12 protein-coding genes are annotated in these 14,062 nt (G+C 38.1%); 8 read left to right on the forward strand and 4 right to left on the reverse strand.

The genetic code is table 11. The annotated features are described in order from the left end of the window. The first annotated feature begins 387 nt into the window (after positions 1 to 387). Both ACPF63_RS03420 and ACPF63_RS03425 read left to right on the forward strand, forming a co-directional pair. Positions 388 to 3,240 carry a SusC/RagA family TonB-linked outer membrane protein gene (locus ACPF63_RS03420; protein WP_426481990.1) on the forward strand — a complete coding sequence of 951 codons (2,853 nt, stop codon included), beginning with the start codon at positions 388 to 390 and terminating at the stop codon, positions 3,238 to 3,240. A 12-nt stretch (positions 3,241 to 3,252) separates the two neighbouring features. Continuing rightward, entirely contained in the window at positions 3,253 to 4,932 is a 1,680-nt protein-coding gene (locus tag ACPF63_RS03425) for a RagB/SusD family nutrient uptake outer membrane protein (RefSeq protein WP_426481991.1), read from the forward strand. Positions 4,933 to 5,006: 74 nt separating this feature from the next. Here ACPF63_RS03425 and ACPF63_RS03430 read toward each other — a convergent pair whose 3' ends face one another. Further along, on the reverse strand, positions 5,007 to 5,930 hold the full coding sequence (locus ACPF63_RS03430; protein WP_426481992.1) for an AraC family transcriptional regulator: 924 nt from the start codon (positions 5,928 to 5,930) through the stop codon (positions 5,007 to 5,009). Positions 5,931 to 6,112: 182 nt separating this feature from the next. On the opposite strand from ACPF63_RS03430, the gene ACPF63_RS03435 reads away from it, so the two are divergent. From ACPF63_RS03435 to ACPF63_RS03445, 3 genes are all read left to right on the forward strand, one after another. After that, the gene (locus ACPF63_RS03435; RefSeq protein ID WP_426481993.1) at positions 6,113 to 7,642 is read left to right on the forward strand and encodes an aldehyde dehydrogenase family protein; all 1,530 of its coding nucleotides are present in this window, start codon (positions 6,113 to 6,115) and stop codon (positions 7,640 to 7,642) included. A 204-nt stretch (positions 7,643 to 7,846) separates the two neighbouring features. Next, positions 7,847 to 8,881 (forward strand): alcohol dehydrogenase AdhP, encoded by a 1,035-nt coding sequence (gene adhP, locus ACPF63_RS03440; RefSeq protein ID WP_426481994.1) that lies wholly within the window; start codon positions 7,847 to 7,849, stop codon positions 8,879 to 8,881. 86 nt (positions 8,882 to 8,967) lie between these two features. Then, positions 8,968 to 9,351 (forward strand): DUF779 domain-containing protein, encoded by a 384-nt coding sequence (locus ACPF63_RS03445; protein ID WP_047387354.1) that lies wholly within the window; start codon positions 8,968 to 8,970, stop codon positions 9,349 to 9,351. Positions 9,352 to 9,372: 21 nt separating this feature from the next. On the opposite strand, the gene ACPF63_RS03450 is transcribed toward ACPF63_RS03445, so the two are convergent. Together ACPF63_RS03450 and ACPF63_RS03455 are read right to left on the reverse strand one after the other, a co-directional pair. After that, a complete protein-coding gene (locus ACPF63_RS03450; RefSeq protein ID WP_077418245.1) occupies positions 9,373 to 9,885 on the reverse strand; it encodes a hypothetical protein in 513 nt (170 codons plus the stop codon). Between the two features lie 27 nt (positions 9,886 to 9,912). Continuing rightward, on the reverse strand, positions 9,913 to 11,112 hold the full coding sequence (locus ACPF63_RS03455; protein WP_077418249.1) for a dicarboxylate/amino acid:cation symporter: 1,200 nt from the start codon (positions 11,110 to 11,112) through the stop codon (positions 9,913 to 9,915). Positions 11,113 to 11,205: 93 nt separating this feature from the next. Between ACPF63_RS03455 and ACPF63_RS03460 the strand changes: the two genes are divergently transcribed. The 3 genes from ACPF63_RS03460 to ACPF63_RS03470 are packed head-to-tail and all read left to right on the forward strand — an operon-like array spanning position 11,206 to position 12,991. Beyond that, entirely contained in the window at positions 11,206 to 12,120 is a 915-nt protein-coding gene (locus ACPF63_RS03460; protein WP_426481995.1) for a DnaJ C-terminal domain-containing protein, read from the forward strand. A gap of 3 nt (positions 12,121 to 12,123) precedes the next feature. After that, positions 12,124 to 12,426, forward strand: a complete 303-nt coding sequence (locus ACPF63_RS03465) for a chaperone modulator CbpM (RefSeq protein ID WP_077418255.1) — start codon at positions 12,124 to 12,126, stop codon at positions 12,424 to 12,426. Between the two features lie 37 nt (positions 12,427 to 12,463). Next, entirely contained in the window at positions 12,464 to 12,991 is a 528-nt protein-coding gene (locus ACPF63_RS03470; protein WP_426481996.1) for a hypothetical protein, read from the forward strand. A gap of 57 nt (positions 12,992 to 13,048) precedes the next feature. Here the strand turns inward: ACPF63_RS03470 and ACPF63_RS03475 are convergent, their stop codons facing one another. Next, positions 13,049 to 14,047 (reverse strand): PLP-dependent cysteine synthase family protein, encoded by a 999-nt coding sequence (locus tag ACPF63_RS03475; protein ID WP_426481997.1) that lies wholly within the window; start codon positions 14,045 to 14,047, stop codon positions 13,049 to 13,051. Between the last annotated feature and the right edge of the window lie 15 nt (positions 14,048 to 14,062).

Consider the following 14,062-nt stretch of genomic DNA (forward strand, 5'->3'; position numbering starts at 1 on the left):
AAATAGGGGTTGTCTGACTTTTAAAGTACCTTTTTTATGTAAAATTTAAGAAAATAAGGTGTTTTTTTTCTCCATTTTCAATACAATTAAGAATTTATTTCTTTTATTATTTTCGTTAATAATAATGTTTTATGTTTATTTTTTTAACCATTTGTTTTAAATGAGTTTAAATTGATTTTAATTTTAAAATTTATTAAAATTCCGTTAATGTTTAAATTGACTTATTTTTTGTTAATTTTTTAAATACAATTAAAATGATTCTCCATCATTTTTTGAGTATGAATGTGAATCTCTCCTTTCTGGAAGCCTGTTTTCAACGTTTAGCAAATTGATGTTATAGATATTTATCGACATATTTGTGCCTTGAATATATTAAAATCTGTTAATATGAATGTGAAATTAAGCGTTTTGACAGTCGGTGTTCTGTTTTTTACAGGACAGACTGTACTAGCTCAGGAAAAGGACTCTAAGAACAGTAAGGACAAGGAGACAAAACTTGAAGAAGTTGTTGTTTTAGGCTATAGCAAGACTGCTACTAAAGCAAAAACGACTACATCTTCGGTAACAGTTGGTTCTGAAACCTTAGAAAACAGACCTAATATCTCGGTACTGAGCTCAATTCAGGGTACTGCTCCCGGGATAGTAGTAAATTCGGCATCTGGATCTCCAGGTTCTGGAAAATTCAATATTTTGATCAGAGGTGCGAGTTCCCTTAATGGTTCTACAGATCCTTTGTATGTTGTGGATGGGGTAATTACTTCCGGTTCTCAGTTCAGAAACCTGAACTCTTATGATATTGATACATTCAGTATCCTGAAAGATGCTCAGGCAACTGCGATCTATGGTAACAGAGCTGCGAATGGTGTTGTTGTAATTACAACTAAAGGAGGAAAATTCAATGCTGGAATGAAGGTTTCTTATGATGCATTAACTTCATTCAGTAAATTACCTACTTCTGACTACAATATGTCAGACGGCAGACAACTTTTACAAATTCAAAAGAATTTGCAAACTGGTAAAGGTAAAACTTTATCACAACAAGAAATTGACAACTGGGGAACTAATACAGACTGGAGTAAACAATTTACCCGTATTGGTATTTCGCAGCAACACAACCTTTCAATTACAGGTGGTGGAGAAAACATCAATAACTTCTTATCTCTAGGATATCTTGATAGCGAAGGAACTGTAAAATCTACAGATTTCAAGAGATTTACAATGAGAAATAACCTTAATGGTAAGTCTAAAGACGGGAAATTAACTTTCGGGGCTATTATGGGGTTAGGATACTCCAGAAGAAACCAGCTGGATGATGAAACGAATACAGGTATTTCCAACAACACCCTTCAGAATCCTTTATTCGGAAGTGTTCTTTCATTACCATATGCAACACCTTCTCCATATGCAAATGGACAGGAGCTATATAATGCTATTAAAGGAGATGCTACTAACAACAGACATTGGATTCTTCAGGATAACATTAATGGAGGAATCAGAAACAGATTTACAGAGCTAAGTATCTCTGCTAATGCGAACGTAAATTACAAAATTACAGATTACTTAAGCGTTGGAAACAGAACAGGTATTGAATACAAACAATACGATAGAACCTTCGCAAGATCTCCACTTGGATACCTTGCTATCAGTGTAGCAAAAGGAGATGGATCTACATATGGAGGATTCGAAGATTTTTCTACAACAAAAGATTTGACATTCAACAGTATTACGAATATTACATTCAATAAATCTTTTGGAGATCATACAATTAGTGCTGGTGCATACATGGACTATATTAAAGCTCATGTGACTACAAATTCTCAAAGACAAAATGGTCTGAACCCATTACAGTGGGAGTTTGGTGCAGGAACTGGTTATATTCCATTTAACCCGGATACACCCAATATCTACAGACCTTCTAACAGTGCTACAAAAGTAACTGCCGGTACACTAGCGTACTTTGGAACTGTAGATTATGATTACAAAGATAAGTATGGTGTAAGTGGAGTTGTTAGAAGAGATGGCTCTTACCGTTTTCTTCCTACCAACAGATGGGAGACTTTCTGGTCAGTAGCAGCAAGATGGAATATCGACAAAGAAGAATTCATGGCTAATTCAGGGTTCAGATTGCTTAAGCTAAGAGCTTCAATCGGTACTACAGGTAACCAGAACTTAGGAATTGCCAGTGATAACCAAAACCCATTAGCGCTTCTTCCAAATAACTTCCTTGATCTTTATAACGGATTCTCAGGATACCAGAATTTATTAGGATATAACTTTGTTAATTTATCAAATCCTTACTTAGAGTGGGAGCAGGTAAAACAAAGTAACATCGGATTAGATTTCAACTATAAAGGATTGGTTGAAGGTAGTGTTGATTACTATCAGAAAAGAACATCAAGAATGTTCAATGACCTTCAAAAATCATCAGTTACGGGGTACTATTCAATCAGAGGGAACGATGGAGTTCTTGATAATAAAGGTATTGAAGGGATGATCAAGTACAACGTGATCAGAAACGAAAATACAAGATTCTCTGTGTTCGTTAATGGTGCATACAACTCTAACAAGATTGTTTCTATGAACAGCGAAAACCTTGCAGGAGATGTAGTAAATGCTATCGGAGGTCCTGCTGGTCAGTATCAGCTATATTCATATGTTGGTGTAAACCGTGATAACGGAAACTTACAGTTCCTTGACAAAAACGGAAACATCACTGAAGCTCCGACATCTGCAGACAGAGTATTGACTGGAAAATCAAGATATGCTAAGTTTACAGGAGGTTTTGGATTCAACTTACAACATAAAGGCTGGTTCCTTGATACATTATTCTCTTTCCAACAAGGAGGATGGATCTATGATAACTTACAGTCATGGATTATGGACCCAAGTGCAGCTGCTACAAGAAACCTTTCAGCAGACTTGTTAAATGCTTGGACTCCTGATAACAGAGATACTGATGTACCTGGATTGAAAGCGAGTAACCTTAGCCTAGGTTCTTCAGACAGATTCTTACACAAATCAGATTTTATCAGACTTAAGAACATTTCTGTAGGATATAACTTTAGCAAAAGTCAGTTAGGTAAACTGCCGGTAAAAGGAATCAAAGTATTTGTTCAGGCGGAAAACCTTTATACTTGGACAGATTGGAAAGGATTTGATCCGGAGCCAATTACTTCGTATTCACTAAATGTTTACCCTAACCCAAAAACCGTATCTGTAGGTTTAAATGTTGATTTTTAATAGAGAAGAATTATGAAAAGAATTATCAATACAATATTAGTTGTAGCAACCCTATCATCTGCAGCATTTACGCTGAACAGCTGCCAGGATGCACTAGATATAAAGCAGGCTGGAGAATTACAGGAACAAGATCTGTATACAAGTGTTGCTAACCTTAATGAAGTTTTAAACGGATCTGTTTACGCTCAGTTAGATCCAATTGATGAGATCTACTTTACAGCGGTATTTACTGACGAAGTAAAACCAGGATCTGGTAGTGGAGGACAGGAATATACTCTGCACAGACATTTTCTTGATCCGTCTAGTGCTGTTGTTACAGGAGGTACAGTAGGTACTGTTGCGAGTGATGGAATCTGGATGAATAACTATAAAGTAATCAACAGAGTTAACAGACTTCTTGAAGGAGCAAAGAGAATTACACCTACATCTGCTGAAGAAAAGAATACATACAATGCGATTCTTGCACAGGCAAGAGCAATCAGAGCATATTGTTATGTACAGCTGGAGGCTTATTTCTCTAGCGATATGAAGGATCCTAACGCACTAGGAGTTATTCTTCTGAAGGATGTTCCTTCTACAGAAGCGCAATTGCCAAGAGCTAAAAATCAGGATGTATATGATTTCATTAATGCTGATTTAGATTACGCGAGAGGAATCTTAGGAAACTCTACAACACCGAGAAGATATAAAGTAGATAAGAATTTTGTAAACGCTGTTGCTGCTCGTTTCAATCTTTACAGAGGTGAAATGGCTCTAGCTAAGCAAAATGCAGAATTAGTAATCAACGGTTCAGGTCTTTCTCTTACAGTTGCAACACCAATCACAGGTTCCAATGCTGCAGTTCCTGTAACTGAAGCTGATGGTTCTGTATTCCAATCCGGACCTTTCAGTGATACACCTACCGACAAGTGGAATATTGCATTCTATGGTGGGACTGATGAGAAAAGTGGAAATGGTATTGCAGGAGGTTCTTTCAACCCATATAGAAGAATGTGGGCCGATACTGAGAATGGAGAATCTATTTTCTCTCTTAACAGACTTCCTTTAGGTGCAGGCGCTGCTATTGGTGGAAAATGGAATACAAACCAGTCTAACATTAGTGGAGCACCAATGTGGTTCTGGGGAAGAAACTTATACAACATATTTAAAAATACTCCCGGAGATATCAGAAAATATGCTTACGTAGATCCTTCATCAAAACCAAATCCAGATTATGCTTCTGCAACAGCAGGAAATACAAGAACTGACGGATTGGTTATTGACAAGTATCCTGGTAAAACAAGTACTGCTACAAGAAATGATGTAAAAGTTTTCAGATTGTCTGAAATGTATTTCATTATAGCGGAAGCTGAAGTAGCTGCAGGAAACCTTACAGCAGCTCACGATAGAATTCAACAAGTGAGAGTAGCAAGAAACTTCGAGGGAACAGCTACAACTCCTACTTATTCAAGCACTCAATTAGCTTATGCTGATATCTTGAAAGAACGTAGAATTGAATTAGCACTTGAAGGACACCGTTTCATCGACCTTAAGAGACTTGCTGTAGTAGCTAATGTATCTATGGACAGAAACCCTACGGATGATATTATCGATGTGAAAAATCTTCCGAATGGTGATTACAGATATACATTACCTATTCCAATCAGAGAGATCTCTGCAAACCCGAACGTTAAGCAGAATGACAAATATTAAGATTTAATTTTAATATATTTTTTAAGAAGAGTCCCAGAAATGGGGCTCTTTTTTTATATAAATTTATAGATAGATTATCTCAGAACCATTCTGTCCTGATAACTTTTTGGAGTTACCCCTTCCAATTGTTTAAATACTCTGGTGAAATAGTTTGTATCTGAAAACCCGGTCTGAAAAGCTGTTTCTTTAATGCTGGTCTGGCTGGCTAATAATTCTTTCGCACGGGTGATCCTTTCCTGCAGAATAAAATCATTCGGTGAAGTTCCCAGCTCGTCTTTGAACATTTTAAAGAAATTCGACTTGCTTACATAAGCCAGCTTTGCGATACTATCAATAGACAATTTCTGATGCAGGTTTCTTTTAATGTAATCTACTACAAAACCTATTCTGGATTTATTTTTAACAATATTTTTTTCTACCATGCTTCTTGCCTGGGTCTGCATCAGTCTTATCAGAAGCTCTTTCAATGCAAAATCAGCCATAATATCCTTTTGTGAATTATCATCCATGGCAATTCTCATAATATTATTGGTCGCGGAAGCCAAAGCTTTATTATTAAACAGAAAATATTCCTCCAGCTGAATGTTCCATTGCGAAGTTTCATCCACTTTTGGAAGATGATAATTGAGATAATTAAGAGAATCTTCTATAAAATCAGGGTTAAGACTTAAAGAAATACATTGGGTAGGGGTTTCATCCGCTTCAGGGAAATCAATAACCATCGTTTCCCCCGGCGCTACCAGAATACTTTCTCCCGGATAATAATCAAAATAATTGGTCTTATTATCCAGCTTCATATGTTTCTTACCTCTCAGCATAGCTGTAAATGCAATGTTTTCAAAATGAAGTTTTACATCAAAAGCAGCCTTATGAGTCTCATAAATACTTAATTCACAGTTGTTTAGATTGAATTTCGTCTGGTGTTCAACAAGACTCAATAGTTGGCTTTCCTTACGTAATTCAGGAGTATTTAATAAAATCTTACTATTGTTATTCATTTCTAATTTTTTTTGAAAAGGAGGTGACTCAAATATAGAAAATTTGAGAGTACGTTGCTGTTAATAAAATACTAAAATTGAACACTTTGCACTATTTTACACTTTTTTTATAGGATTGTGCTATACTCTTTTGGACATCTCAGTGTAATTTGGCTTTATCGAAAAATAAAAACAATACTAATATGAGCACTATTACAGAACCAAGATCAACTACGCTTTTACAGCGTCCGGAGTTCAAAAGCAGATATGATAACTATATTGACGGGAAATTCACGCCACCCGTTAAAGGGCAGTATTTTGACGTAGTCTCGCCCGTAGATGGGAAGAACTTTACTCAGGTTGCCCATTCTTCCAAAGAAGATTTGGAACTGGCTGTAGATGCCGCAGAAAAAGCATTCCGAACCTGGAAAAATACTTCCTCTACGGAAAGAAGTATTATTCTGAATAAAATTGCCGACAGAATAGAGCAGAATCTGGAATATCTTGCTACCGTAGAAACGATAGATAACGGAAAAGCAGTGAGAGAAACGCTGGCTGCAGATTTACCTTTGGCAATTGACCATTTCAGGTATTTTGCCTCCGTAATCCGGGCAGATGGAGGGTCTCATAACGAACTGGATAAAGATACCGTATCGCTGATCGTTCATGAACCTCTTGGAGTAATCGCACAAATCATCCCATGGAATTTCCCGATACTCATGGCTGTCTGGAAACTGGCTCCGGCATTGGCAGCAGGAAACTGTGTGGTTTTGAAACCCGCAGAAAGTACTCCTGTTTCCATCATGGTTTTGATGGAGCTTATTGGAGATCTGTTACCAGCTGGCGTTATCAATATTGTTAACGGATTTGGAGCAGAGCTTGGAAGAGCTTTGGTTACCAATCCGAAAGTAGCAAAAGCCGCATTTACAGGATCTACCGCTACAGGACGTCTGGTGATGCAGTATGCAACAGAAAATATCATTCCTGTGACCTTGGAATTGGGTGGGAAATCCCCGAATGTTTTCTTCAATTCTGTAATGGATGCCGATGATGAGTTTTTAGATAAAGCGATAGAAGGAGCCGTTCTTTTTGCCCTCAATCAAGGAGAAATTTGTACATGTCCCTCAAGATTACTCGTTCAGGAAGATATCGCAGATGCATTTATTGAGAAGGTAGTCGAAAGAGTAAAAGCGATCAAAGTAGGAAATCCACTGGACAAAACCGTGATGATGGGAGCGCAGGCTTCAAAGATTCAGAAAGATAAAATCCTTTCCTATATCCAGTTGGGAATAGAAGAAGGAGCTGAAGTTCTGGTAGGAGGAGAAGTCAACCATCTTGGAGAGGATCTGGAAGGCGGATACTACATTCAGCCGACGATTTTCAAAGGAAACAACCGAATGAGAATCTTCCAGGAAGAAATTTTCGGTCCGGTGCTGGCATTTACCACTTTCAAGGATGAAGAAGACGCAGTGAAAATTGCCAATGATACCATCTATGGGCTTGGCGCAGGAGTGTGGACAAGAGATGCACACCAGCTGTACAATATTCCCCGTCAGATAGAAGCGGGAAGAGTATGGGTAAACCAATATCACTCTTACCCTGCAGGAGCGCCTTTCGGAGGATACAAACAATCCGGAATCGGAAGAGAAAATCATAAAATGATGCTTGATCATTACCGCCAAACCAAAAACATGCTGATTTCTTATAACAAGAATAAGTTAGGTTTCTTTTAATATTATTTAGGACGTGCCCGATTGCCTTGGCTTTATCCAGGGCAACGGTCGGGCTATGCAGGGCTGCACTTCGTTTCGGTGCTTCATTGCATTTCGCACCGGCTCGTTCCTCGCCGCCCTTACTATCCCTCACGCAGAGGAATTGCCTTTTCAGATGTGGAGATAAAAACTAATAACCCAATAACTCAATCCAAAAAATAAAATATGATTCCAAAAACAATGAAAGCGGCAGTAGTTCAGGGCTACGGCCAGCCTCTGAAAATTGAAGAAGTACCCGTAAGAGAACCCGGAAGATATGAAGTTCTCGTTAAAGTAATTGCCTGCGGGGTTTGTCATACAGACTTACATGCTGTAGATGGCGACTGGCCTGCAAAACCCAAGATGCCTCTTATTCCAGGACATGAAGGGGTAGGTATTGTGGTAGCTTGCGGACCTGAGGCTTTTGTAAAAGAAGGTGATGCGGTAGGAGTTCCGTGGCTGTACAGTGCTTGTGGCTGTTGTGACTATTGTATCACAGGATGGGAAACCCTTTGTGAAGCACAGAAAAATGGAGGTTACAGTGTAGATGGCGGTTTTGCAGAATACGTTATCGCAGACTCAAGATACGTAGGTCATTTGAAGTCTGATGTCAACTTTTTGGAAATTGCTCCTATTTTATGTGCCGGAGTAACTGTTTATAAAGGATTGAAGGAAACGGAAACGAAACCTGGAGAATGGGTAGCCATTTCAGGCATCGGTGGGTTGGGACACGTAGCAGTTCAGTATGCCAAAGCAATGGGAATGCATGTCGCTGCTATTGATGTAGCAGATGATAAGCTTGAATTAGCAAAAAAATTAGGCGCAGACCTTGTTGTCAATGCAAAAGATACCGATCCCGGAAAATATTTACATAAAGAAGTCGGCGGGATGCATGGTGCATTGATTACGGCCGTTTCACCTATTGCTTTCAAACAGGGAATAGATGTTTTGAGAAGAAAAGGTACTATTGCTCTGAACGGCCTCCCTCCCGGCTCTTTTGAACTGCCGATTTTTGAAACGGTTTTGAAAAGAATTACCGTGAGAGGTTCTATTGTAGGAACGCGAAAAGATTTGCAGGAAGCGTTGGATTTTGCCAATGAAGGATTGGTAAAAGCCACAGTTACTCCCGCGAAATTAGAAGATATCAATGAGGTATTCGATAAAATGAAAAAAGGACAGATTGACGGCAGAATCGTTCTGGATATTGCCGGTTCAAATTAATTGATGATGTGTTGCTGATCCCGGTTAGAATTACTTACCGGGATCTTTTATAACGATAAAGTTTGCAATAAGCTAAAATAAAAACAATGGAAGCAAAAATATCCAGACTCTCCGCAACAGAGCAGGCTCTTGAAGTGATCCGGAAACTTGAAGACCAATATGGCCCCCTTATGTTTTATCAGGCAGGAGGATGTTGCGAAGGCACACAGCCACAATGCTTTGAAAAAGGAGGATTTTTTCCCAGAATGAACGATGCGATGATCGGAACCATCAATGGATATGAGTTCTGGATAGATCGTGATCTTTTTGAATACTGGAAATATTCACATTTTACATTAGATGTTACAGACGGTTTCGGACCTGGCGGTTTCTCTCTGGAAACTCCTTTGGGAAAAACCTTTAAAGTTCACTACAGACTTTTCACTCCCGAAGAATATGAAAACCTTGAATCTGTAAAACGCAGTGAATAGAATATTGGATTTAAGATAGGCTTAAGGCTTTTGTGCAATATAAATAAGCTCTCTTTCAAATTCATATTTGCCTCTTGAAATTCCTCTTTTTAAAATAAAATATTGAGCAACAGCAATTACCAAAGCTACTCCTGCGAACATAAGATCTTTTTGATCACCTTGTATATTGACAAAAGCTGCCACGAAGCAAAAACACAGAATCATCATCCAATTAAAAATCTGAAATCCTGATGGGAAAAATTCTACAGAGACAGAAGATTGCCCATTTTTATCAGAAATAGTTCCATGAAAGACAGGATTATTTCTGTTCATATCAAATAGCCTCGCTCTTCTTTTGATGGTGAAAGTGTTTGCAGCAATCATTCCCCGATATTCAAACCGGGTAGGAATTGAAGAATCTTTTTCCAGGGATATGAAAGTAGTATTGGTTTTGTAAGTTACCTTCCATAGTCTTTGTATAAGCTCTGCACTGTTGATATTGAGATCAATAGTAATGGTGTTATATAAGCCAATGCTTTTGAAAAATGAGTTCATCTTTTAAAGAAAATAGTTAAATGACCATCAGACCTTTACAAACCGGTTGACAAACATGGCGGCAACTATATCTCCTACAGCATTCAATACGGTGGCTAAAGGATCTACCAAAGTTCCGATAATCATTACAGCAGGGATTGCTTCCTGAGGTAATTTATAAACAGAAATCATCAGCATTTCACCAATATACCCACCATTAGGAATACCACCAGCCACAATGCTCACAAATACAGTAATTCCCAATGCCAAAAGCAGGTTGGCAGGATCAAAGAAATCTTTTCCAATGATTAAGAATGCTACATAGATCTTGATGATTGAAGACATGGAAGATCCGTTTTTATGAAGGGTAGTCCCAATAGGAATTACCAGATTGGCAATAGAGTTGGGAATTCCGATTTTTGATGCTGCCTGTAAATTAGCAGGCATGGTTGCAAAGCTGCTGCAGGTACTTATTGCAGTAAGAGTTGGGTAGATAGCGTTGGTCCAGAAACTTTTGACTCCTTTTTGCCCGTTCGCCATAAAAGCATAGATAGAAAAGAAGACCAGAAAGTAAATGATTCCTGCAACATAATACAATCCTAAAGGTTTAGCATAAAATCCAAAAAGCTGAGGTCCTAAAGTGGCTACCTGATAGGCAAAGTAAGCACCCAAACCAATGGGAGCCAGTTTCATGACCAGTAAAAGAAGTTCTTTCATCACTTCATATCCTGAAGCAATAAAAACCCTGAAAGGCTGCCCTTTTTCACCTGTTTTTCTGGCCGCAAACCCTGTCAGAAATGCAAATACCAGAAGAGCCAGCATATTCCTTCTCGAGAAAAGCTCAGTGAACTCACCTACCGTAAAGAAGCTTACAATCCTGTTGCCCCATGTATCATCACTCGCCGCTTCAGAAATAATCTCAGAACTCCCTGAGACTCCCGAAACCGGGAAAAGATATACTGCACAGATGGTAAAAACAGCTGCTGTGAGAATAAAGAATAAAAAGGTAAGGGACATCACAAGGATGATTTTTCCAAATTTGGATTGCTGTTCCAAAGAAGCAATAGAATTGGATACGGCAAAAAATACCAAAGGAACTACACTCACAAAAAGAAGATTAAGAAAAATATCTCCCAAAGGTTTTATATAGTCCACAAAACCGGGAGCAACAATTCCAATGATGCTTCCAATAGTGATTCCCAAAAGTAAAAATATGATTCCGGAGTAGTTTTTCAGTACCTCTTTCATGTGGTGCTTTTTATCAAAGATAGGTTTATTTTTAACATTTTGTTATACAATTTTCAGACCTAAATTTCATAAATTTGAGTAAACCTCATTTCTATGGCTTATATAGATTACTATAAAATTTTAGGCGTAGATAAAAGCGCAACACAGGATGATATTAAAAAGGCCTATCGAAAACTGGCCAGGAAACTTCATCCCGATCTGAATCCTGATGATAAGGAAGCAGAAAGACAGTTCAAAGAATTGAATGAAGCCAACGAAGTGCTCAGCAATCCGGAAAACAGATCTAAATACGACAAGTACGGAGAACACTGGAAACACGGCGAAGAATACGAAAAGGCCCAACAGCAGCAGCAAAGACAATATCAACAACAAAATTATGGCGGAGGATTCTCCGGTGCTGATTTTGGTGAAGGGGAAGATTTTTCAGATTTCTTCCAGAATATGTTCGGTGGAGCAGGTAGTGGGTTTGGTAAAAACTCACGAGGAAGAGCTTCCGGAAAATTCAAAGGGCAGGATATCAAAGCAGAATTGAATCTGAATCTGAGAGATGCTGCAAAAACCCATCCGCAAACCTTTGATATCAATGGGAAGAAAGTCAGAATCACTATTCCGGCAGGAGTATATGACGGGCAGCAAATCAAACTGAAAGGACATGGAAATCCAGGTGTCAATGGCGGCCCTCACGGGGATTTGTATATCACTTTCAATATCCCGGCCGATCCGAATTTTGAAAGAATCGGGGATGATCTGAAAACCAAAGTTGTGATCGATTTGTACACTGCTGTTTTAGGAGGAGAAGTGAATGTTAATACCCTGGAAGGAAGTGTAAAGCTTAAAGTAAAACCGGAAACCCAAACGGGAATCACTGTAAGACTGAAAGGAAAAGGTTTTCCTGTCTATAAAAAAGAAGGAGAACATGGAGATCTTTTTGTAACCTATGAAGTGAAACTGCCAACGAACCTTACCGAGAAGCAGAAAGAACTTTTTGAACAACTAAAAAATTCCTAAGCTATGAGTGAAAGAATATCACGGGAAGAACTCGTAAGAATCTATAATATAGAAATCACTTTTTTTGATGAGCTTGTAGACTATGGGCTGTTGAATATACAGATTGAAGACAATATCCATTATCTGATGTATGATGATCTGCCCGAGCTGGAAAAATTTGCCAACTGGTATTATGATCTTGAAGTCAATCTTCCCGGTCTTGAAGTGATCCACAATATGCTGAAAAAGCTGGATGCACTGAACCGCAGAAACAGGGAGCTGATGAATAAACTTTCTGCAATAAGTGATCAATATGAAGATATTTAGTTTAGTTTTGTAGCTTTTTAAAGCAAACTTTATAATTATGAATGAAGAAAAGGTGATTACATTAAAACCGGACAGAAAGATTTTTGAAGATATTTATTTTAGCGGTAATCAGGGAAGTCTGCTTTTTTCACCTACAACGAAGAGTAAAACCATTGCCACCATTGCAGCAGCAATCGTTGTTTTTATTGTTTTTCTTTTGAAAGATAATCTGAGCAAAGAAAGTGTAGGTATTTTATACTTTTTGAGTTTTATATTTTTGCTTTGTGCTATTTTTCTGTCTGTAAGTGTCAATAAAGTTTCAAGATGGAAAAAACAGGTGAATCATTATTTAAATGTTCTGGAAAAATGTAAAGTGTACGAAATCAAGTTTGATCAGAATTTTTTCACTGTGAATATTGATGGAGAAAAAGAAACCAGTGAGTGGAAAGATTTTGAATATTTTGACAGCAATAATGAATTTATTTCCCTTGAAGGAAAATACAGCTATATGTTTCCCAGAAAAGCAATGAGTGAGAAAGAATACAGCATTCTTAAAAGTAGATTAAAAGAAAATATCAAACAATAAAAATAAAAAACGGAACAAAATTTTGCTCCGTTTTTTTATGATCTGTAAAGTGGTTTATTAACCTTCTTTATTTTCTTCCAGCCAGCCCATTTCTTTCATCCACTCGTCATTGTAAATTTTTCCTACATATCTTGAACCATGGTCATGAAGTAAAACGACTATCACATCATCTTTAGTAAACTGATCTTTCATTTGGATCAAAGAAGCAATAGCACTTCCTGCAGAATATCCACAGAAAATTCCCTCTTCCTTAGCCAGTTTTCTGGCATAGATAGCACCGTCTTTATCAGTTACCTTTTCAAAATGGTCAATTACAGACATGTCATAATTCTCAGGAATGATATCTTCCCCGATACCTTCTGTGATATAGGTGTAAGCATGGTCGTAGTGCAGCTCTCCGGTTTCGTGGAATTCCTTCAGAATAGAACCATATGTATCAATACCAATTACTTTGATGTTCGGATTTTTTTCTTTAAAGAACGTTCCGCATCCCGTGATGGTACCTCCTGTTCCGGCTCCTACGACAAAGTGCGTCAGGTTTCCTTCAGTCTGTTCCCAGATTTCCGGAGCTGTAGATTCATAATGAGCCGCTCTGTTGGATAAGTTGTCGTATTGGTTGACATACCATCCGTTTTCCGTCTCTTTTGCCAGTCTTTTGGATACTGAATAATAAGAACGTGGGTCGGTAGGTTTTACGTCTGTAGGACAAACGATTACTTCAGCCCCTACAGCACGAAGGATATCACATTTTTCTTTTGACTGCTTAGAATTGGTTACAAAAATACATTTGTAGCCTTTGATGATCGCTGCCAATGCTAATCCCATTCCTGTATTTCCGGAAGTACCTTCAATAATAGTTCCTCCAGGTTTTAATCTGCCGTCTTTTTCGGCATCTTCTATCATTTTAAGAGCCATTCTGTCCTTTACGGAGTTTCCGGGATTGAAGGTCTCTACTTTTGCTAATACTAATGCCGGAAAATCTTCACCTAATACTTTGTTAAGCTTTACCAGCGGCGTGTTACCTATAGTTTCAAGGATATTTTTTGCGTATTTCATAAATGTTTTATATGC

The sequence above is a fragment of the Chryseobacterium sp. R2ACT005 genome (genome assembly GCF_049949215.1).
In the GTDB taxonomy this organism is placed as follows: Bacteria; Bacteroidota; Bacteroidia; order Flavobacteriales; family Weeksellaceae; genus Chryseobacterium.